The sequence below is a fragment of the Bosea sp. (in: a-proteobacteria) genome, from assembly GCA_023910605.1.
GTDB lineage: Bacteria > Pseudomonadota > Alphaproteobacteria > Rhizobiales > Beijerinckiaceae > Allobosea.
In genome coordinates this window covers 466,934-486,190 of record JAAVVV010000001.1, presented here as the reverse complement: position 1 = coordinate 486,190, position 19,257 = coordinate 466,934, and the positions used below count along the sequence as shown (strand labels likewise).

Annotated in this window: 21 protein-coding genes; 9 read left to right on the top strand and 12 right to left on the bottom strand. The window is 65.7% G+C overall.

What is annotated here, in order from left to right; genetic code table 11:
• Positions 1-12: 12 nt before the first annotated feature.
• The 7 genes from HEQ16_02505 to HEQ16_02475 all read right to left on the bottom strand — a co-directional run bounded on the left by HEQ16_02505 (position 13) and on the right by HEQ16_02475 (position 5,741).
• On the bottom strand, positions 13-573 hold the full coding sequence (locus tag HEQ16_02505; GenBank protein ID MCO4052927.1) for a NifU family protein: 561 nt from the start codon (positions 571-573) through the stop codon (positions 13-15).
• 121 nt (positions 574-694) lie between these two features.
• On the bottom strand, positions 695-1,840 hold the full coding sequence (locus HEQ16_02500; GenBank protein ID MCO4052926.1) for an aminotransferase: 1,146 nt from the start codon (positions 1,838-1,840) through the stop codon (positions 695-697).
• A gap of 31 nt (positions 1,841-1,871) precedes the next feature.
• The gene (locus tag HEQ16_02495) at positions 1,872-2,870 is read right to left on the bottom strand and encodes an adenosine kinase (GenBank protein MCO4052925.1); all 999 of its coding nucleotides are present in this window, start codon (positions 2,868-2,870) and stop codon (positions 1,872-1,874) included.
• A gap of 102 nt (positions 2,871-2,972) precedes the next feature.
• Positions 2,973-3,329, bottom strand: coding sequence for a helix-turn-helix transcriptional regulator (locus tag HEQ16_02490; protein ID MCO4052924.1), 357 nt, complete (start codon positions 3,327-3,329; stop codon positions 2,973-2,975).
• Positions 3,326-3,892, bottom strand: a complete 567-nt coding sequence (locus HEQ16_02485; protein MCO4052923.1) for a DNA mismatch repair protein MutS — start codon at positions 3,890-3,892, stop codon at positions 3,326-3,328. The genes HEQ16_02490 and HEQ16_02485 overlap by 4 nt, the downstream gene beginning before the upstream one ends.
• Entirely contained in the window at positions 3,889-5,022 is a 1,134-nt protein-coding gene (locus tag HEQ16_02480; protein MCO4052922.1) for a lytic murein transglycosylase, read from the bottom strand. Before HEQ16_02480 ends, HEQ16_02485 begins: the two co-directional genes overlap by 4 nt.
• 26 nt (positions 5,023-5,048) lie before the next feature.
• A complete protein-coding gene (locus tag HEQ16_02475) occupies positions 5,049-5,741 on the bottom strand; it encodes a Tim44 domain-containing protein (protein ID MCO4052921.1) in 693 nt (230 codons plus the stop codon).
• A 267-nt stretch (positions 5,742-6,008) separates the two neighbouring features.
• Here HEQ16_02475 and secB point away from each other — a divergent pair, with 267 nt between their 5' ends.
• Positions 6,009-6,494, top strand: a complete 486-nt coding sequence (secB, locus tag HEQ16_02470) for a protein-export chaperone SecB (protein ID MCO4052920.1) — start codon at positions 6,009-6,011, stop codon at positions 6,492-6,494.
• A gap of 9 nt (positions 6,495-6,503) precedes the next feature.
• Here the strand turns inward: secB and dnaQ are convergent, their stop codons facing one another.
• The 5 genes from dnaQ to HEQ16_02445 are packed head-to-tail and all read right to left on the bottom strand — an operon-like array spanning position 6,504 to position 10,213.
• Positions 6,504-7,232: a DNA polymerase III subunit epsilon gene (gene dnaQ / locus HEQ16_02465; GenBank protein ID MCO4052919.1), complete on the bottom strand. Its 729-nt coding sequence runs from the start codon at positions 7,230-7,232 to the stop codon at positions 6,504-6,506.
• Positions 7,229-7,849, bottom strand: coding sequence for a dephospho-CoA kinase (locus tag HEQ16_02460; GenBank protein MCO4052918.1), 621 nt, complete (start codon positions 7,847-7,849; stop codon positions 7,229-7,231). The genes dnaQ and HEQ16_02460 overlap by 4 nt, the downstream gene beginning before the upstream one ends.
• Positions 7,846-8,706 carry a shikimate dehydrogenase gene (locus HEQ16_02455; protein ID MCO4052917.1) on the bottom strand — a complete coding sequence of 287 codons (861 nt, stop codon included), beginning with the start codon at positions 8,704-8,706 and terminating at the stop codon, positions 7,846-7,848. Before HEQ16_02455 ends, HEQ16_02460 begins: the two co-directional genes overlap by 4 nt.
• A 20-nt stretch (positions 8,707-8,726) precedes the next feature.
• On the bottom strand, positions 8,727-9,371 hold the full coding sequence (locus HEQ16_02450) for a septum formation inhibitor Maf (protein ID MCO4052916.1): 645 nt from the start codon (positions 9,369-9,371) through the stop codon (positions 8,727-8,729).
• Positions 9,372-9,385: 14 nt separating this feature from the next.
• A complete protein-coding gene (locus tag HEQ16_02445) occupies positions 9,386-10,213 on the bottom strand; it encodes a kinase/pyrophosphorylase (GenBank protein MCO4052915.1) in 828 nt (275 codons plus the stop codon).
• Between the two features lie 395 nt (positions 10,214-10,608).
• Between HEQ16_02445 and HEQ16_02440 the strand changes: the two genes are divergently transcribed.
• The 8 genes from HEQ16_02440 to HEQ16_02405 all read left to right on the top strand — a co-directional run bounded on the left by HEQ16_02440 (position 10,609) and on the right by HEQ16_02405 (position 19,239).
• The gene (locus HEQ16_02440) at positions 10,609-11,637 is read left to right on the top strand and encodes a uroporphyrinogen decarboxylase (GenBank protein ID MCO4052914.1); all 1,029 of its coding nucleotides are present in this window, start codon (positions 10,609-10,611) and stop codon (positions 11,635-11,637) included.
• A 4-nt stretch (positions 11,638-11,641) separates the two neighbouring features.
• Positions 11,642-12,064 carry a protoporphyrinogen oxidase HemJ gene (gene hemJ, locus HEQ16_02435; protein MCO4052913.1) on the top strand — a complete coding sequence of 141 codons (423 nt, stop codon included), beginning with the start codon at positions 11,642-11,644 and terminating at the stop codon, positions 12,062-12,064.
• 227 nt (positions 12,065-12,291) lie between these two features.
• Complete coding sequence (gene rho, locus HEQ16_02430; GenBank protein MCO4052912.1) at positions 12,292-13,557, top strand: transcription termination factor Rho; 1,266 nt, start codon at positions 12,292-12,294, stop codon at positions 13,555-13,557.
• 54 nt (positions 13,558-13,611) lie between these two features.
• Positions 13,612-14,934 (top strand): tRNA uridine-5-carboxymethylaminomethyl(34) synthesis GTPase MnmE, encoded by a 1,323-nt coding sequence (gene mnmE, locus HEQ16_02425; protein MCO4052911.1) that lies wholly within the window; start codon positions 13,612-13,614, stop codon positions 14,932-14,934.
• Positions 14,935-14,972: 38 nt separating this feature from the next.
• The gene (gene mnmG, locus HEQ16_02420; protein MCO4052910.1) at positions 14,973-16,829 is read left to right on the top strand and encodes a tRNA uridine-5-carboxymethylaminomethyl(34) synthesis enzyme MnmG; all 1,857 of its coding nucleotides are present in this window, start codon (positions 14,973-14,975) and stop codon (positions 16,827-16,829) included.
• A gap of 18 nt (positions 16,830-16,847) precedes the next feature.
• The gene (gene rsmG, locus HEQ16_02415) at positions 16,848-17,507 is read left to right on the top strand and encodes a 16S rRNA (guanine(527)-N(7))-methyltransferase RsmG (GenBank protein ID MCO4052909.1); all 660 of its coding nucleotides are present in this window, start codon (positions 16,848-16,850) and stop codon (positions 17,505-17,507) included.
• A gap of 13 nt (positions 17,508-17,520) precedes the next feature.
• A complete protein-coding gene (locus tag HEQ16_02410) occupies positions 17,521-18,324 on the top strand; it encodes a ParA family protein (GenBank protein MCO4052908.1) in 804 nt (267 codons plus the stop codon).
• Between the two features lie 39 nt (positions 18,325-18,363).
• Entirely contained in the window at positions 18,364-19,239 is an 876-nt protein-coding gene (locus HEQ16_02405; GenBank protein ID MCO4052907.1) for a ParB/RepB/Spo0J family partition protein, read from the top strand.
• Positions 19,240-19,257: the final 18 nt, after the last annotated feature.

Here is a 19,257-nt window from a genome sequence, read left to right as displayed (position 1 = left end):
CCGGGCCGCGGCTCAGATCTGCTGCACTTCGCGCACGTCCGGCAGGAAATGCTTCAGAAGGTTCTGGATGCCGTGCTTGAGCGTCGCCGTCGAGGAGGGACAACCCGCGCACGAGCCCTTCATCGCCAGAAAGACGATGCCATCCCTGAAGCCGCGGAAGGTGATGTCGCCGCCATCGCCCGCCACGGCAGGGCGGATGCGCGTCTCCAGCAGGTCCTTGATGGTTTCGACCGTCCTGGCGTCCTTCTCCTCGAAGAATTCGCCATCCTCCTCGGAGGTTTCCGGTGCGGCCCCGACCACGATGGGCTGGCCGGACATGAAATGCTCCATGATGGCGCCCAGAATGGCCGGCTTGAGATGCTGCCATTCGCCGGCCGCCTTGGTCACGGTCACGAAATCGGAGCCGAAGAAGACGCCGCTGACGCCGGGCACGCCGAAAAGGCGGATGGCCAGAGGGGAGCGCGCCGCGCTGCCCTCGTCGCGCATGTCGAGCGTGCCTTCGGCCATCACGGTGCGGCCTGGAATGAATTTGAGGGTCGCCGGATTCGGCGTGGCTTCCGTCTGGATGAACATGGTCTGATCTCCGTAGCGTCCAGCCGGTTCAAGGCCGGCGAAGCCCTCTGCGCCTGATATAAGCGCGCGCGCGCAGGCTTTCCAGCCAAAAGCGAACCGGGCCGGCCCGCATCGGCGATCGTCAGCGCTTCAGCGCGGCCAGCCGTTCGAGCGCGGCATCCAGTGTCTCGTCGCGCTTGGCAAAGCAGAAGCGCACGACGTTCGTGACGGCGCGCTCGGCGTAGAAGGCGCTGACCGGAATGGCGGCGACGCCATGGCGGGCCACAAGCCGCTCGCAGAAGGCCGTGTCGTCGCTCTCGCCCAGCGCATTGATGTCGATGTTGAGGAAATAGGTTCCCGCGCTGGGCAGCACATCGAAGCCAAGGCCCGCGAGACCAGCGGCGAAGCGGTCGCGCGAGCGCTGGAGGCCGGCGCGCATGTCTTCGAAATAGGTGTCGCCCTTGGCAAGCCCATAAGCCACCGCAGCCTGCAGGTTGGGCGGCGTCGTGAACGTGAGGAACTGGTGCGCCTTGGACAAAACGCGCATCAGCTCGGGCGCGGCCATGACAAAGCCGACCTTCCAGCCGGTGAGCGAAAAGATCTTGCCCGCCGAGGAGATCTTGATCGTGCGCTCGCGCATGCCCGGCCGCGCCATAACGGAGCGGTGGCGCGCGCCGTCAAAGACGACATGTTCCCAGACCTCGTCGCAGACGGCGATGGCGTCGCAGCGCTGGCACCAGGCGGCCAGAAGGTCGAGGTCCTCGTCGGGAAAGATCGTCGCTGTCGGATTGAGCGGGTTGTTGAACAGGCACAGGCGCGTTCGTGGGGAGAAGGCGGCAGCCAGGGCCTCCTCCGTCAGTCGAAAATGCGGCGGCTTGAGCGTGACGAAGCGCGGGATTCCTCCCGCGCGGCGCACCAGCGGCACGTAGGCGTCGTACATGGGCTCGAACAGCACCACCTCGTCGCCCGGCTCGATGAGCGCCATCAGCGCGCCTGCCAGAGCCTCGGTGGCGCCCGATGTCACCATCACCTCGCGCTCCGGGTCGAGATCGAGGCCCTGCCAGCGACGATAATGCGCGGCGATGGCCGCGCGCAGTTCGGGCAGGCCCATCATCGGTGGATACTGGTTCCAGCCCGACATCACGGCCTCGGCCGCCTTCGCTCGGACATCCTCGGGGCCCGGATCGTCGGGAAAGCCCTGGCCGAGGTTGACCGCGGCGTGCTCGCGGGCGAGGCGCGACATCACCTCGAAGACGGTGGTCGGCAGGTTCGCGAAGATCTGGTTCATCGGCCTCGTCCTCCTCTTGCCGGTCCAGCCGTCAGATCAGGCCGTTCTGGGCCGCGAGCTGGCGCAGGTTCTGCTCCGGCCGCGCCCCGATATGGGAGATGATCTCGGAAGCCGCGAGCGCGCCGAGGCGCAGGCAATCGCGCAGGTCGCGCCCGCCGGCATGGCCGAACAGGAAGCCGGCGGCGAACAGATCGCCGGCGCCGGTGGTGTCCACCAGCCGCTCCACCGGATAGGCCGGCACGGCGATGGTCTCGCCGCGCGTCACCGCCATGGCCCCGTCGGCGGAGCGGGTGACCACGCCAAGGATGTTCTCCGCGCGCAGCGCCGTGATCGCCGTGTCCATGTCGGCCGTCTGGTAAAGGCTGTGAAGCTCGTGCTCGTTCGCGAAGACGATGTCGACAACGCCGGTGCGGATCAGGCCGAGGAATTCGTCGCGCCAGCGATCGACGCAGAAGGCGTCGGACAGGGTGAGCGCCACCTTGCTTCCGGCCGAATGGGCGATCTGGGAGGCCTTGCGGAAAGCCTCCTTCGCGGCCGGCGGGTCCCACAGGTAGCCCTCGAGATAGACGATGGCGGAAGCGCGCACGAGATCGGCTTCGACATCCAATGTGCCGAGGCCCTGGCACGCGCCCAGATAGGTGCTCATCGAACGCTGCCCATCGGGCGTCACGGCGATGAGGCAGCGCGCCGTGGTCGGGCCCCCGGTTGCGTCCGGCGTATGGAAGGCGACGCCCGCAGCGGTGAGGTCATGGCGATAGAGCCGGCCAAGCTCGTCATTGCGCACCTTGCCGATGAAGGCGGCCGAACCGCCCAGCGAGGCGACGCCGGCGCTGGTGTTGGCGGCCGAGCCGCCCGAGACCACGCGGCCAGGTCCCATTGCGGCATAGAGCGCCTCGGCGCGGTCCTGGTCGATGAGCGTCATGCCGCCCTTGTGGATGGAATGGGCGACCAGGAAATCATCCTCGGCGGTGGCGATCACGTCGACAATGGCGTTGCCGAGCGCAAGGACGTCGTAGCGGTGGGAGTTCATGAGCGGCTCGCGGCAAGGGTGGCAGCTGGGATCGGCGCAAGGATGGGCGTTTGCCTGACCCGCCCTGTCGCATTCGCAGGCTTTGCGGTCAACAAGCGTGAATCAACCGCCCCGGTCGAGGGCGCGGAGCAGGCGGTCGATGGCGGCGGCGTCCAGGTCGCGGATTTCGCGCGCCAGCCGGTTGGCAAGCAAGGTGGCGGCAGGGTCAAGCCCGGCCGTGTCGATGACGATGCGCGGGTCAGACAGATCGGCCAGCCTGACGAGCTCATCCGCCTCGTCCCAGATCACGCCGAGCGCGTGGATCACGCCCTGGACCAGCGCAAAGCCGGGGCGTCCGCGCTTGCCATGCTCCAGTGCCGAGATGTAGGCGCTGGAGACGCCGAGGCGCGCGGCGAAATCCTGAAGGGAAAGGCCCTGCCGCTCGCGGATCTGGCGCACGCGCGCACCAAAAGGCGTCACGGGGCGTCATCCCTAAGCCGGCGCAGGCGCACATAGAGCGCACCCGATCCGCCATGGCCCAAAGCCGCATCCTCGAAGCCGAGCACCATGGGGCGCATGTCGGCCATCCGCAGCCAGTGAGGCACCATGCGCTTGAGCACACCCCGTTCCTCTCCGCCCGGCGTCGAGCCTGCCGCGCCCTTGCCGGTGATGACGAGCACCAGCCGAACGCCGCGGCGCTGCTCGCGCAGGAGAAAGCCGCGCAGGCGGTCATGTGCCTCGGCCTGCCGCAGGCCATGGAGATCCAGCACCGCCTCGAGCGGCTGGCGTCCGCGCCGCAGCGCGGTCAGCGTGCGCCGTTCGAGCGGGACCAGCGGGGCCAGAGCCGGTCTGGCGGGCGCCGGAGCCGCAGCGAGCCCGGGCGCTGGGGCAGCAGGCTGGGCAGCCTCGGGCGCAACTGACCTGGCGGGCGCCTCGGGCTGGGGCAGCGTGCGCCCGGACAGGGGCCTCACCGAGCGGGCCACATGGCTCCACAGGGCGATTTCCTCACCGGAGAGCGAACGATCCCGCCGCCTGCGCATCATGGCGCGTCCGTGCGTGGCCACAGCACATGGGCGGTCACGGCATGGCGCGTGAGCCCTGCGATGAAGCCGGCTTCATCGCCTGACCCATAGAACAGGTCGAAGCGGGCGGGGCCGAGAATGGCCGAGCCGGTGTCCTGGATGATGACGAGGCGGCGCAACGCCTCGCTTTCGCCGCGGCGCGGCGTGGGCGCCTCCCCATCCAGCCATGCCGGCAGCCCGTAAGGCCAAAGGCTGCGGTCGGCCGCGATGCTGCGATGGGGCGTCAGGGGAACGCCTGCCCCGCCGATGGGGCCCTCGGCCGGGTCAAGCTCATCGGCAAGGCGGAAGAAGACGAAGGACGGGTTGTTCCAGATCAGCGCGCGGCCCCAGCCGGCATCGGCCTTGAGGCGGGCAACGAGCCGGTCCATCGTCATCTGAGCCGGCGGAATGGCCTCGCGCTGCGACAGAAGGCGGCCGAGCGAGACGTAAGGGTGGCCGTTGCGGCCGGCATAGGCGATGCGCGCCACCTGCCCGTCAGGCAGGCTCAGCCGGGCAGAGCCCTGCACCTGCATGACGAAGCGGTCCACCGGATCGCGCAGCCAGGCGATGACGGGCCAGGCGGCGGAGACGGTGGTCTCGTCGATGTCCTGCCGGGTGGGCGCGGGCGAAAGCGTGCCGTCGCGCAGTCTCATAGCCGCCTGGAGCCCTTCGAGGGCGGGCGGGCGCGGCGCTCCCGGCTCGAGCGTCACCAGATCGGGCGGACGACCGTAGAGAGGGACGGGATAGCCAGGGGCGGGTTGCAGCGAGCCGGGAAACACGGGCTCGAAATAACCTGTGAGGAAGCCTTCCCCCTGGTTTGGGCGGATGAGCCAGGGCCTGAACCAGCGCTCGAAGAAGGCGCGCGCCTCGGCTGGCCCCGGGCGGGCCAGGGCGAGCGCGGCGTCGCAGATTCTTGACAGGGAGGGGGGCGGCGCAAGCGCGGTCCGCAAGGATGGCCGGGCGGCGCAACCCTTGCGGAAAGCGTCGAAGGCCAGATCATGGCGATCATCGGCCCAGCCGGGGAGGGCTTCGAAGGAGGCCTGAGCCAGGAGTGCGCCGGCAATCGCGGGCGGGGCTGCGTCAGCACTGGCAGCGCCGATCATGGCTGTCACGACCGCGCCTGCCAGCCACCGTCCGGTCACGCGCCGGATTCGGTCGCGACCAGCAGCCAGTTCGGATCGCGAGAGCCCAGCTGGCGCGAGAAGGTCCAGGTTTCGGTGACGTCGACCACGTTGTCCGAGCCCTCGACGATCTGGCCCGAGGCATCCTTCACCGAGCTGATCAGCTTGGGCGAGAAACGCATGGTGACGAAGGCCATCCTGCCCTTCAGCTCGGCTCCGATCATCTCGGCCTCGTCCATGGAGACGAAGGTGGTGTGCGCCACCTCGTTGCGCTTCTCGCGCTCGGCGATCGCCTGATCGAAGTCCTCGAAGACTTCCCTGGAAAGCAGGCCCTTCAGCGTCGTGCGGTCGCCCTTGGCGAAGCTCATGACGATCATCTCGTAGGCGGCCTTGGAGCCTTCGAGGAAGCCCTTCGCGTCGAAGCCGCGCTCCTCGCGCGTGAAGGCGTCGAGCCCGGCGGCCACGGCCGATCCGGGCGCCGCGACGCCGGCCCAGCGAAAAGCCGCCTCGGCGGCGGCGTCATTGGCGGCGGCGCCGGGCAGGCGGATGACATTGCCTTCGCTGGTGACTGGAGGCGTCTTCTTCTGGAAGACATCGGCCGGGGGCTGCTCATGGCCCGTCTTCTGGCCAAGCACGGACCGCAGCTTCCACGCGACGAAGACCGCCAGAGCCAGGAAGATCAGGGTGAAGACGTCGATGGAGCCTTGCATGTCGTTTTGATCCCGCCATCAGGTCGAACCGACATCGCCATCGGTCCCGGGCTTGTTGAAAGCCTCATATGGTGCGCCTGCCTCGTAACATCCACCGCCGATGGTCACAAGCCGAAGGGTGCGCGCGAGGGCTGCGTCACCTTGCATCCTGCTCGGGATTTCTTGTGGCGCTGGCCGTATCGTGCTAGCCGCGCTCGGCGACGGGTTGCGACGGGCGAGTCCCCACCGATCCGGATGCGATCAACCCCTTTCGTGACGGCGACACCCATGGCCAATGATGCAACCAACGGCGCGGCCCAGCAGGCTGGACCCACGCTTTCCGCGCTCGTGCAGTATGTAAAGGATCTGTCGTTCGAGAACCCCAACGCGCCGCGCGTGTTCGGCCAGCAGCAGCAGAGTCCGCAGATCCAGCTTCAGGTGAATGTGGGCGCCTCCCAGCTCAGCGACACCGACATCGAGTCGGTTCTGACGCTCGAAGGCAAGGCGGAGATCGCCGGCGAGACGCTGTTCATGTTCGAGCTGTCCTATGCCGGCGTGTTCCGCATCCTCGGCATACCGCCCGAGCACATGGGCGCGGTGGTCATGATCGAATGCCCGCGCCTTCTGTTCCCCTTCGCGCGCCAGATCGTGGCGGACGCCGTGCGCAATGGCGGCTTCCCGCCCCTCTACATCGATCCGGTCGATTTCGCGGCGCTCTATCAGCAGCGCATGGCCGAGATGCCGGCTCCGGGCGCTTCCGCCCATACGTCCTGAGGCCGAAACCTATCGGGCCTCCGCCTGGGGCGCGGGCTCCGCATAGTCGTTCCACAGCGCGGCCGGGCCGAGCGTCGCCACGAAGGCGGCATGGGCCGCGGCTTCCTGTTCGGTCAGGCGCGGCGCAAGCGGCGCAGCCCGCACGGGGCGCGCCTCCTGGGCGATCGCACCTTGCTCGTCGCCCTGTCGGCGCTGCGGCGCCGCAGCCAGCCCGAATGTGGCCTGCCGGCCGCCCATGAGCTCGATGTAGACATCGGACAGGATCTCGGCGTCGAGCAAGGCGCCGTGCTTGACGCGCCGGCTCGTGTCGATGCCATAGCGCGCGCACAGCGCATCGAGGCTGTTCGACGCGCCGGGATGGCGCCGACGCGCCATCACCAGCGTGTCGATGATGCGCTGCCCGTCGAGGCGCGGCAACCCGACACGGCCGAACTCCATGTCCAGGAAGCCCACATCGAAGGGCGCGTTGTGAATGACGAGCCGCGAATCCCCCAGAAAGGCCACGAGTTCGTGCGCCATGTCGGCGAAGACCGGCTTGTCGGCCAGGAAGGCATCCGACAGCCCATGCACGGCGAAGGCGCCCTCCGACATGGGCCGCTGCGGGTTGAGGTAGCAGTGGAAGCTGCGCCCCGTGATGCAGTGATTGACCAGCTCGACGCAGCCGATCTCGACGATGCGGTCGCCGTTGCGGGCATCGACCCCGGTCGTTTCCGTATCCAGCACCACTTCGCGGCTCATGGCCCGTCTCCCCGGCGCCGCGCGCCCTTCAGCTGATCGACGATAGCCTGAACCTGCCCGCGCGCGACATCCGGGCCCCTGCCCGCGTCCACAACGAAGTCCGCCCGGGCGCGCTTCTCGGCGTCGGGGATCTGCCGGGCCAGGATGCCGTCGAGCTTCGCCTCGGTCATGCCGGGCCGCGCCAGCACGCGGGCACGCTGCACCGTTTCAGGGGCGCTGACCACGACGACGCCGTCGCAGCGGCACTGGCCACCGGTCTCGTAAAGCAGCGGGATGTCGAGGATCACCAGCGGCTCGCCACGGGCGCGGGCTGCGGCAAGAAAAGCCTCCTCGCGCTTGCGCACCAGCGGATGGATGATGGCCTCCAGCGCCGCCAGCCGCGCCGGTTGGCCGATGACCTGACCTGCCAGGACGGCGCGGTCGATGCGTCCGTCCACCACAGCGTCGGGGTGCAGGGCCGCCACAGGCCCCACCGCCTCGCCTTCGTAAAGGTCATGGACTACGGCGTCGGCATCATGGACCGGGCAGCCCAGCTCCCGGAACATCGCGGCCGTCGTGGATTTGCCCATGCCGATAGAGCCGGTGAGGCCGAGCACATAGGTCTGCGGCGTCGTCACGGGCGCGCCGCCGCCTTCGGGGCGAGATCCGCCTCGATCAGCGCACGCAGGGCCGGGCTGACGGCCGGCACCGCGCCAAACCAGCGGCCAAAGGCCAGCGCCGCCTGATGCAACAGCATGCCAAGGCCATCGACGCCGAGGGCGCCGCGGGCGCGGGCTCCCGCCAGCAGCTCCGTCTCGAGGGGGGCGTAGACGATGTCGTTGACCACGACGCCATCGAGCCGCGCGGGCCAGTCCAGCGTCAGCGGCGGCTGGCCCTTCATGCCCAGAGAGGTGGTGTTGATGACGAGGCCGCAACGGGCGACGAGGGCGGCATCGGGCAGGCCGGCGATGGCGTCGGCAGGCGGCAGGCCCGGCCCGGCCAGCGACCGGATCAGCGCCTGCGCGCGCTCGAGCGAACGGTTGGCGATGATGATGCGCGAAACCTTGCGGCGCAGCAGGCCATAGACGATGGCGCGGGCCGCGCCGCCAGCGCCCAGCACCAGAACCTCCGGCGCCGCGCGATCCCAGCCGGGTGCGCTTTCATCGAGATGGGCGAAGAAGCCGGGCACATCGGTGTTGGCGCCGCAGAGCCGGCCGTCCTCCATCCAGATGGTGTTCACCGCGCCCATGGCGCCAGCCTCGGGCGTGATCTGGTCGAGCAGCGGCACCGCAGCCTGCTTGAGCGGTATGGTCAGGTTGCCGCCCACAAACTCGCCTTCACGGACGCGCTGGAGCAGCGCGGGCAATTGCTCAGGTTTCACCTCGATCGCCGAATAGCGGGCATCGAGGCCCTGTTCGGCGATCCAGAAGCCATGGATGGCCGGCGAGCGGGAGTGCGAAATGGGGAAACCGGCGACGAAGCACTGGCGGGTCATGTCTCAGCTCGTGTCATTGTTCAGCTCTCCAGCGCGCCGAGCGCCCGCAGCGCATCGAGCACCGCGAGCAGAGGCAGGCCCAGAATGGTGAAGTGGTCTCCTTCGACGCTTCTGAAGAGATGGGCGCCCAGCCGCTCGAGCTGATAGCCGCCGACGCTGGCGAGCGGCGCATCGCCCGCAGCGGCAAGACAAGCGTCGAGATAGGCGTCGAGAAAACCCGGCTTCAGGGGCCGCATCGTCAAATGGGCGATGGCGTGTCCGCTGGCGAGGAGATGGCCGTCGCGCACGAGCGCGTAGGCGGAGGCGAGGCTGTGCCGGCGTCCGGCCAGGGCTTCGAGCTGCGCGCGCGCTTCGGCGCCATTGGCGGGCTTGTGGAAGCGGCGACCTTCGCAGGACAGCGTCTGGTCAGCGCCGAGCACGATCCGGCCGGGCATCATCGCGGCGACGGCGCGCGCCTTGCCGGCGGCGAGCGCGGCAGCGACAGCTTCGGGCGCCGCGTCATGCCCGAGCGCGGCCTCAAGGGCGCGCTCATCTAAATCAGCCGGGCGCACATCGAGCGGCAAGCCGGCACTGTGCAGCATGTCGCGGCGGGTCGCGCTCCCGGAGGCGAGGACCATCGCGGCAGGCTCGCGCCAGAGGCCGGGGGATCGATTCGGAAGCGTCATGATCGGCAGACCCGTCACATCGCGATGAATTTGAGGCGGTGATCACGCAGCAGATCGAGGATCGCCGCCGCGGTCTCCTCGATCGACCGGCGGGTCACGTCGATGACAGGCCAGCCACGCCGGGCGAAGAGCTTGCGGGAGGTGGCGATTTCGGCGGCCACCGCGTCGTGATCGACATAGGAGCTGTCATCGCTGGCGTTGAGCGAGAGCAGCCGGTTCTGCCGGATCTGCACGATGCGCTCCGGCGCGGCGACGAGGCCGACGACCAGCGGCTTGCGCAAGGCCTCGAGCTGAGGCGGGGGCGGCACGCCCGGCACCAGGGGGATATTGGCGGTGCGCACGCCGCGATTGGCGAGATAGATGCTGGTTGGGGTCTTCGACGTGCGGCTGACCCCCAGCAGGACGATGTCGGCGCTCTCGAGATCATCGGTCATCTGCCCGTCATCGTGCAGCATGGTGAAGTTCATGGCGTCGATTCGTTTGAAGTATTCGGCGTTCAGCATGTGCTGTGCGCCGGGTCGGGCTGATGACGCCGCGCCAAGATAGGACTGGAACAGGTTCAGGATCGGGTTCAGGATCGACATGGACGGTGAGCCGACCTGCGCGCAGAAGATCTCGAGCCGCTCGGACAGGGCGGAATCAACCAGCGTGTAAAGCACGATGCCAGGCGCGGTCTCTATCTCGCTCAACACGCGCTCGAGCTGCGTGGTGGAGCGCACCAGCGGGTAGACATGTTCGATGGCGGATACGCCCTCATACTGGGCAGCAGCCGCGCGGCTGATGGCGATGAGGGTTTCGCCTGTCGCGTCAGAAACGAGGTGGAGGTGGAAATAGCTTCTCATGCCCGGCTCCCGCTGCCCCTCTGCCACCTGCGCATAAAGGGGCTCGGCTTTGTGGACAAGTGTGCAGTTCGGACCGGGGGGCGTCATGGCCTGTGCGTGAAGGTCCGGTTTCAGGCACAGGCGCGCTGTTGGGGATGAATCCATGGGCATTGCTGGGGTCAATCGCCAGATCGCCGGGGCGGCGAACCGACCCCGAGGGATTCACGCGGGGATTCACGCGGGTTAAGCGGCGATCGCCGTATCCGAAGAGTGGGTCCGGAACTGCCCTCGCTTGCCAGACAGGCTGTGGATGTGATGTGGACAGAGGCGGAGGAGCGATTGGAGCCCCTCCAGAAGAAACAACAGAAGAGTCCTAAAGAAGATTCCTTTTTAGGAAGGGCTCCGGGGATGACCGAATGACGACGACATTGATGCGCCTGTTCGCGGGCGAAACGCTCGCCACCCCGCCGATCTGGCTGATGCGCCAGGCTGGCCGGTATCTGCCCGAATATCGCGAGGTGCGCCGTCAGGCGGGGTCCTTCCTCGATCTGTGCTACAATACGGATCTGGCGACCGAGGTGACCCTGCAGCCGATCCGCCGCTTTGGCTTCGATGCATCGATCCTGTTCTCGGACATCCTGGTGGTGCCGCACGCCATGGGCCAGAAGGTCTGGTTCGAGGAGGGTGAAGGGCCGAGGCTCGAGCAGATCACCAGCGCGGCGGAGCTGGCGGCGCGACCGCTGCAGTTCGACCTCAACCGGCTTGCTCCGGTGATCCGCACTGTTGAACGATTGCGCCGGGAGTTGCCGGCGCAGACCACGCTGATCGGGTTTTGCGGGGCGCCATGGACCGTTGCGAGCTACATGATAGCCGGCAAGGGCACACCCGATCAGGCGCCGGCGCGGCTCGTCGCCTATCAGGATCCGTCTTTCCTTCAGGCGGTGATCGATCAGCTCGTCGAGGCCTCGATAACCTATCTCAGGGCGCAGCTCGCAGCCGGCGCGGAAGTCGTTCAGATCTTCGAGAGCTTTGCGAGCGCCTTGCCGCCGGCAGGGCTCGAGCGCTGGTCCATGGAGCCTGTCGGCCGGATCATCAGGGGCGTGAAGCAGGCTCATCCACACTGCAAGGTCATCGTCTTCGCACGTGGGGCGGCGCCGTTGCTGGGGCGTTACGCCGAGACGACAGGCGCCGACGGTTTCGGCATCGACTGGGGCAGCGATCTGGAGGACGCTGCGGCCCGTGTGCCCCAGGGGTTGGTCACCCAGGGCAACCTTGATCCGTTGGCGCTGGTCGCGGGCGGAGAAGCTCTGGATGAGGGGGTGGAGCGGATGATGAAGGTGGCGCGTCGCGGACGGCACATCGTCAATCTCGGCCACGGCATCGTGCAGCAGACACCTGTCGCGCATGTCGAGCGGTTGATGCAGTTGGTGCGCGGCAGGGGGTGATCGGATGTATGAGTGGCTGAAGGCGTTGCATGTGGTCGCGATCATCTCGTGGATGGCGGCGCTGCTCTATCTGCCGCGGCTGTTCATCTATCACTGCGCTGCCGAGGCGGGCTCGGTCCAGTCCGAGACGTTCAAGGTGATGGAGCGGAGGCTTCTCAAGGCCATCATGACGCCAGCCATGTTCGTGAGCTGGGCTACGGGGCTGTATCTGGCATGGAGCGGGGGCTGGCTCGTCGCCGGCTGGTTCCATGTCAAGCTGGCTGCCGTGGCGGCGATGTCGGCGGCGCACGGTTTTCTGGCTGTCGAGGTCCGCAATTTCGCCGCAGACTCAAATCATCGTTCCGCTCGTTTCTTCCGTGTCGTCAACGAGGTCCCGACCCTTCTGATGCTGGTCATCGTGACGATGGTCATCGTGAAGCCGTTCTGAGAGGGTCCGCAAGCTGGCGCGGCTGCGGGGGTTGAGACTCAGCGGCAAACCGGATAGACGGTTTTTGCCTCACTGTTGCTGAACGATGCTGTCCGATGGTCGCACCGCGACGTCGATATCGCTCGGCCCCATCACGTTTCGTTAACCATATCAATTCCCATCTCCCTCCGATGGCCGCGTCCTCTTCCTGGATGTCGTCCGCCATGGACAACCGCCCGAACATCATCATGCGCGAAATCAAGCTCCAGGACCTCAAGTCCAAGTCGCCGACGGAACTCATGTCCTTCGCCGAGGAGGTCGAGGTGGAGAACGCGGGAACCCTGCGCAAGCAGGAGCTGATGTTCGCCATCCTCAAGCAGCTTGCGGCACGCGAGGTCGAGATCATCGGCGAGGGCGTTGTCGAGGTGCTGCTCGACGGCTTCGGTTTCCTGCGCTCTCCCGATTCGAATTATCTCGCCGGACCTGACGACATCTACATCTCGCCCTCGCAGATCCGCCGCTTTGGCCTCAGGACAGGCGACACGGTCGAAGGGCCGATCCGGAGCCCCAAGGACAGCGAGCGCTATTTCGCGCTGCTCAAGGTCAATCTGATCAACTTCGAGGATCCGGAGAAGACCAAGCACAAGGTCAATTTCGACAATCTGACGCCGCTCTATCCCGATGCGCGGCTCAAGATGGAGATCGGCGACCCGACACGGAAAGATTTCTCGGCGCGGGTGATCGACATCGTGTCACCCATCGGCAAGGGCCAGCGCGCGCTCATCGTGGCGCCTCCGCGGACAGGCAAGACGGTGCTGCTGCAGAACATCGCCCAGTCGATCGCGACCAACCACCCTGAATGCTACCTGATTGTGCTGCTGATCGACGAGCGGCCGGAGGAAGTCACCGACATGCAGCGCTCTGTGCGGGGCGAGGTTATCTCCTCGACCTTCGACGAGCCTGCCTCGCGCCATGTGCAGGTCGCCGAAATGGTGATCGAGAAAGCCAAGCGACTGGTGGAGCATAACCGTGACGTGGTGATCCTGCTCGACTCGATCACGCGCCTGGGCCGCGCCTACAACACCGTGGTGCCCTCGTCGGGAAAGGTGTTGACCGGCGGCGTGGACGCCAATGCGCTCCAGCGACCAAAGCGCTTCTTCGGCGCCGCGCGCAATATCGAGGAAGGCGGCTCGCTGACGATCATCGCCACGGCCCTGATCGACACCGGCAGCCGCATGGACGAAGTGATCTTCGAGGAGTTCAAGGGCACCGGCAACTCGGAAATCGTGCTGGACCGGAAGGTCGCGGACAAGCGCGTGTTCCCGGCCATCGACATCCTCAAATCCGGCACGCGCAAGGAAGAACTCATCACGCCGCGCGACCAGTTGCAGAAGACTTATGTGCTGCGCCGCATTCTCAACCCGATGGGCCCACAGGACGCCATCGAATTCCTGATCGACAAGCTGCGCCAGACAAAGCAGAACAGCGAGTTCTTTGAATCCATGAATACCTGATGGCTGCTGCGGCCGTCCAGGCCGCATAGCCGCACTCGATTCGGCAGCGTAGCAATGATCCACGCGCCTCCCGGCCCTTCTGAAACCATCGTGGCGCTATCGACAGGGCAGGGCCGCGCCGCGCTTGCCATCGTCAGGCTTTCGGGTCCGCATGTTCGATTCGTGATCGAAACGATGCTGGACCGCGCGCCAAAGCCTCGCATGGCGACGCTTGTCGCGCTGCGTGATCCTCCGACTGGTGATCTGATCGACCGCTGCGTGGCGCTGCTCTTCGAGGAGCCTGCGAGCGCCACTGGCGAGGATGTCCTGGAATTTCACCTCCATGGCTCACGGGCGGTGGTCGAGACTGCGCTGAGGGCCATCATGGCCGTAGATGATGGCATTCGTCTCGCCGAGCCAGGGGAGTTCACGCGCCGGGCTCTCGAGCACGGCAAAATTGGGCTCCTTGAGGTGGAGGCTCTCGGAGAATTGCTGGAAGCCGAGACGCCTTTGCAGCTCGCGCAGGCCCAGCGACAGCTGCACGGAGCATTGCAGCAGAAAGTCACGGCGTGGAATGACGCGATTACCGAGTTGAGAGCCCTGATCGAGGCTGAACTGGATTTTTCCGACGAGGGCGATGTCGGCGGTGATCTCGTGGCGAAGGTGCGTAGCGGCGCCCTGCTGTTGTCCGGCTCGGTTGCTGCGGTCCTCGGACAAGCCAGGCGCGGCGCCCGCGTCAAGGACGGCGCCACTGTCGTGATCACCGGCGGGCCCAATGCGGGGAAATCGGTCCTGATCAACGCGTTGAGTGGCCGGGAGGTCGCCATCGTTTCCGACCGCGCAGGCACCACGCGGGATGTTCTGGAGTGTGCCGGAGTGATCGACGGCTGGCCGGTGATCTTCATCGATACCGCAGGTCTCCGCGAGAGCAGCGATCCGGTCGAGCAGGAGGGCATCCGTCGAGCACGGGCCCGCATACAGGATGCTGACATCATTCTCTCCGTCTTCAGCCACGATGTCGAGCCTGTTGCAGTCGAGCACGAAGCCGCCGTCGTCATCCCGGTCATGACCAAATCCGATCGGCATAGCTGCACTCCGGCCGGAACATGCGTGGTCTCCGGCCTGACAGGCGCGGGCCTCGGCTCATTGAAAGAGGCTATCGCGGATACGCTCCGACGGAGCTTGGGTGGCGAACCTGCGCTCGTGTCTCGTGAGCGGCAGAGGGTGGCACTGGCGGCTTGCGTGGCAGCCCTTGACAGGGCAGGCTCCGTGCGTGATCCCGAACTCATGGCCGAGGATTTGCGCATCGCCCAAACAGCGCTGGCCCGGTTGGTTGGCCGTGTCGATGTCGAAACGGTGCTGGACCGCTTGTTCGCAGGCTTTTGCATCGGTAAGTGAGCCCATGTTTCACGTGAAACATTCTGGCAGGTGGCTTCATGACGAACTTTGACGTGTTGGTTGTGGGCGGTGGTCATGCTGGCGTGGAAGCCGCCACGGCGGCGGCCCGGGCGGGGGCGCGGGTCGCGCTGGTGACGCATGATCAAAGCCAGATCGGGGTCATGTCATGCAACCCGGCCATTGGGGGTTTGGGGAAAGGCCATCTTGTCCGTGAGATCGACGCTCTGGACGGGGTGATGCCGCGCGCAGCTGATCTTGGTGGCATCCAGTTCCGCCTCCTCAATCGGCGCAAGGGGCCTGCCGTCCGCGGTCCAAGAGCCCAGGCTGATCGCAGGGCTTACCGCGAAGCCGTTCAGTCGACCATTCGCAATACCAAGATCATGGTGATCGAGGGCGACGTGTATCGGCTCGATCTCCATGATGGCCGCGTAACGGGCGCGGCGCTCGCGGACGGACGTCGATTCGGATGCGGAACACTTGTGCTGACGACCGGAACTTTTCTGCGTGGGATGATTCACATCGGCGATCAGCGGATGCCGGCAGGGCGGCTGGGGCAAGCCCCCAGCCTTGGTCTGTCCGACCAGTTCACTGCGCTCAACCTGCCGCTGGGCCGCCTCAAGACTGGCACGCCAGCACGCCTGAGCAGTAAATCCATCCGGTGGCATGAGCTGGAGCTCCAGCATGGTGACGAATCGCCCGAGCCGTTCTCCCTGATGACGGATGCGCTTCCGCTGCGACAGCTGGCGTGTGGAATCACGCGGACGACCAACAGAACCCACCAGATCATCCGAGACAACATTGCGCTTTCTGCCGTCTATGGCGGCGCCATCGAAGGGCGAGGCCCGCGGTATTGTCCTTCGATCGAAGACAAGGTGGTCCGGTTTGGCGATCGCGATGGTCACCAGATCTTCCTCGAACCTGAAGGGCTTGATGACGATACGGTCTATCCGAACGGCATCTCGACAAGCCTGCCCGAGGAGGTGCAGCGCGCATTCATCCACACGATCCCCGGGCTGGAAGAGGCTGTCCTGCTGAAGCCGGGCTATGCGATCGAATATGACTATATCGATCCGCGTGCGCTGGCGCAGACGTTGGAACTGCGGGCCGTCAAAGGACTTTTTCTGGCCGGACAGATCAATGGCACCACAGGTTATGAAGAGGCGGCCGCCCAGGGCGTGGTCGCGGGGTTGAATGCGGCGTTGGTCAGCGGAGGAGGTGACGGCGTGATCTTCGACCGCACCGAGTCTTACATCGGCGTCATGATCGACGATCTCACGAGCCGCGGCGTCACAGAGCCATACCGGATGTTCACGTCGCGGTCGGAATTCAGGCTGTCCTTGCGGATTGACAATGCAGACGATCGCCTCGGAAGTCTCGCGGACCGCACCGGTTTGATAGGCGCGGCGCGGAGCCTCAGGCGCAATGAGCGGCAGGCAGCCATTGCGGCGTACCGGAAGCAGCTGGAGGCCTGCTCCCTGACGCCTGACCAGGCATTGAAACATGGCCTTCTCCTGAAACGCGATGGCGTGCGCCGCACCGCTTTCGATCTTCTCTCCCATCCGGATATCACGATGGCAGACATCCAGCGCATATGGCCCGAGTTTTGCGATGTCTCCCCGCAGATCGCCGAGAGGGTCAACAGTGATGCTGTCTATGCTGTCTATCTCGAACGACAGCTCAGCGACATTGAAGCCTATCGCCGGGATCAGTCCATCATGCTGCCGACCGATCTGGATCTTGACGCCATCGCAGGTTTGTCGAACGAGCTCAAAGCCCGGCTGGGTCAGGCCCGGCCAGAGACACTGGCACAGGCGGCGCGGATGGAAGGCATGACGCCAGCGGCTCTGACGCTTCTGGCAGTGCAGGTCAAGCGGCATCGGCGAGCTCATGCATAGTCAAAGTGGTTGCCGGCGATGAGGGCGTTCGACCGCGAAGCGACGTTACGCGCGTTCGATGTTTCACGTGAAGCATCCGAAAAGCTCGATGTTCTTGTAGCCGAGCTCAAGCGTTGGCAACCTGCGCAAAATCTGGTCAGTGCTGCGACCTTACCGGCTGTGTGGCATCGGCACATCGCTGATTCGGCACAGCTCCTGGATTTGGCCCCTCAGACCGGACATTGGCTCGATATCGGCTCTGGCGGCGGTTTTCCTGGTCTCGTCATTGCGATCCTGAGAAGTGAAGCCGGGCTCGGCGTCACCAGTCTGATGGAGAGCAATGGCCGAAAGTGTGCTTTCCTGCGCCATGTCATCCGATTGACCGGGACCTCTGGCGAGGTCCATCAAGACCGCATCGAGCGTGTTGCTCGACAGCTGCCGTTCAATGTCTCCGTTGTCAGCGCCCGCGCCGTGGCCTCGCTGGAGACGCTGCTTGCCTGGACAAACCCCTTGTTGAGAAAAGGGGCCGTGGGTATCTTTCCGAAAGGACAAGATGTAGAGATGGAACTGGATGCAGCCGCAAGATCTTGGATCTTCACCGCTGACATCCATAAAAGTCTGACAGATCGCGACGGTCGAATCCTCGCGATCCGCATGCCACGCGAGGAGAGCGCTTCTCATGACTTCCGGCGCGATTGATCCAACCCGGCCGATGATCGCCGCCCATGAGCCGCGCGTTCTGGCGCTTGCCAATCAGAAGGGCGGTGTGGGCAAGACCACGACGGCCATCAATCTGGGCACCGCACTGGCGGCGATCGGCGAGCGGGTGCTCATCCTCGACCTCGATCCTCAGGGCAACGCCTCCACAGGCCTGGGCATCGATCGCAAGAGCCGGCGTGCCTCCACCTATGACGTGATGGCCGGAGACAAGGCGCTTGTGGATGTGATCCAGCCAACGGCTGTGCCCAATCTGTGGGTGGCTCCGTCAACGCTCGACCTGCTCGGGGTGGAGCTTGAGATCGCAAGTGCCACGGATCGTGTGACGCGGCTGCGTGATGCCATCAATATCCTTTCGGCTGGGGAAGATCGATTCGGCTACGTGCTGATCGATTGCCCCCCATCGCTCAACCTGCTGACCATCAATGCGCTGACTGCGTCCAACGCCGTGCTGGTGCCGCTTCAGTGTGAATTCTTCGCTCTTGAGGGCCTCAGCCAGCTTCTGGCCACAGTCGATCAGGTCCGGCAGTCGCTCAACCCGAAGCTGACCATTCAGGGTGTGGTCATGACGATGTACGACCCGCGCAACAATCTGTCGGGCCAGGTCATGGCTGATGTCCGCCGTTTCATGGGCAAGAAGGTCTACGACACCGTGATTCCGCGTAATGTTCGCGTGTCTGAAGCGCCATCCTACGGCAAGCCGGTGTTGCTCTATGATCTCAAGTGCACCGGCTCGCAGGCGTATCTCAAGCTCGCGTCCGAGGTGATCCAGCGCGAGCAGCGCCTCAGGGCGCATTGATCGATCATCGCGGCGCATGCGCAAGCAGGAGAAAGCATGATGGCAGACGAAGCGGGGCGTTCGCGTCTGGGCCGGGGTCTAGCGGCCTTGATTGGCGATGTCGGGGACGAGGTTGGCGCCATCGACCGGGCGCGTGGCCAGCGTTTGGTGCCGGTAGAGTTTCTGCGCCCCAATAGCCGCAATCCACGCAAGAGTTTCGATGAGGCCGAACTCGAGGAGCTTGCCCAATCGATCCGCGAGCGGGGCATCATTCAGCCCATTCTCGTGCGCACGCTGCCGGGCCTCGTGGATGTGTACGAAATCATCGCCGGCGAGCGGCGCTGGCGCGCCGCGCAGCGGGCGGGACTGCATGAAGTGCCGGTCATCCTCGTCGAGGCCACCGACAAGGACGCGCTGGAAATCGCGATCGTCGAGAACGTTCAGCGCGCCGACCTGAACGCCATAGAGGAAGCGGGCGGTTACGAGCAGCTCATGACCGAGTTCGGCTACACGCAGCTCGATCTGTCGAAGATCATCGGCAAGAGCCGCAGCCATGTGGCAAACACCCTGCGGCTGATGAAGTTGCCCGAATCGGTGCGGCGGAGCCTTTCGGATGGGTCCCTTTCAGCCGGCCATGGCCGCGCGCTCCTGGCGTTTGAAGATCCCGAGGCGGTGGCGCGCAAGGTCGTCTCCGCAGGCCTGACAGTTCGCGATGTGGAACGCATGGCCCAGCAGGCGAATGCTGACGGCGCGGCGCCCGAGTCGAAGATGCAGCCGCAGAAAGACCCCGATACCCGCGCACTCGAACAGGCGCTCGAGGATGTTCTGGGCCTCAAGGTGGATATCCGCCACAAGAGCCATGGCGGCGGGCAGCTCCTGATCAGCTATGCCACGCTTGAACAGCTTGACGGGCTGTGCCGCCGGCTCAAGAGCTGATGCCTGCCGAGAGCGCAT

What these genes read in the sequence shown, in the direction of transcription:
- mnmE (MCO4052911.1), top strand. Translation starts at nt 13,612, where the DNA reads ATGATCCACGCGCCTCCCGGCCCTTCTGAAACCATCGTGGCGCTATCG.
- HEQ16_02445 (MCO4052915.1), bottom strand. Translation starts at nt 10,213, where the DNA reads ATGAGAAGCTATTTCCACCTCCACCTCGTTTCTGACGCGACAGGCGAA.
- HEQ16_02455 (MCO4052917.1), bottom strand. Translation starts at nt 8,706, where the DNA reads ATGACCCGCCAGTGCTTCGTCGCCGGTTTCCCCATTTCGCACTCCCGC.
- hemJ (MCO4052913.1), top strand. Translation starts at nt 11,642, where the DNA reads ATGTATGAGTGGCTGAAGGCGTTGCATGTGGTCGCGATCATCTCGTGG.
- secB (MCO4052920.1), top strand. Translation starts at nt 6,009, where the DNA reads ATGGCCAATGATGCAACCAACGGCGCGGCCCAGCAGGCTGGACCCACG.
- HEQ16_02405 (MCO4052907.1), top strand. Translation starts at nt 18,364, where the DNA reads ATGGCAGACGAAGCGGGGCGTTCGCGTCTGGGCCGGGGTCTAGCGGCC.
- HEQ16_02485 (MCO4052923.1), bottom strand. Translation starts at nt 3,892, where the DNA reads ATGATGCGCAGGCGGCGGGATCGTTCGCTCTCCGGTGAGGAAATCGCC.
- mnmG (MCO4052910.1), top strand. Translation starts at nt 14,973, where the DNA reads ATGACGAACTTTGACGTGTTGGTTGTGGGCGGTGGTCATGCTGGCGTG.
- HEQ16_02440 (MCO4052914.1), top strand. Translation starts at nt 10,609, where the DNA reads ATGACGACGACATTGATGCGCCTGTTCGCGGGCGAAACGCTCGCCACC.
- HEQ16_02500 (MCO4052926.1), bottom strand. Translation starts at nt 1,840, where the DNA reads ATGAACCAGATCTTCGCGAACCTGCCGACCACCGTCTTCGAGGTGATG.
- HEQ16_02450 (MCO4052916.1), bottom strand. Translation starts at nt 9,371, where the DNA reads ATGACGCTTCCGAATCGATCCCCCGGCCTCTGGCGCGAGCCTGCCGCG.
- rsmG (MCO4052909.1), top strand. Translation starts at nt 16,848, where the DNA reads ATGAGGGCGTTCGACCGCGAAGCGACGTTACGCGCGTTCGATGTTTCA.
- HEQ16_02505 (MCO4052927.1), bottom strand. Translation starts at nt 573, where the DNA reads ATGTTCATCCAGACGGAAGCCACGCCGAATCCGGCGACCCTCAAATTC.
- rho (MCO4052912.1), top strand. Translation starts at nt 12,292, where the DNA reads ATGCGCGAAATCAAGCTCCAGGACCTCAAGTCCAAGTCGCCGACGGAA.
- HEQ16_02495 (MCO4052925.1), bottom strand. Translation starts at nt 2,870, where the DNA reads ATGAACTCCCACCGCTACGACGTCCTTGCGCTCGGCAACGCCATTGTC.
- HEQ16_02410 (MCO4052908.1), top strand. Translation starts at nt 17,521, where the DNA reads ATGATCGCCGCCCATGAGCCGCGCGTTCTGGCGCTTGCCAATCAGAAG.
- HEQ16_02475 (MCO4052921.1), bottom strand. Translation starts at nt 5,741, where the DNA reads ATGCAAGGCTCCATCGACGTCTTCACCCTGATCTTCCTGGCTCTGGCG.
- dnaQ (MCO4052919.1), bottom strand. Translation starts at nt 7,232, where the DNA reads ATGAGCCGCGAAGTGGTGCTGGATACGGAAACGACCGGGGTCGATGCC.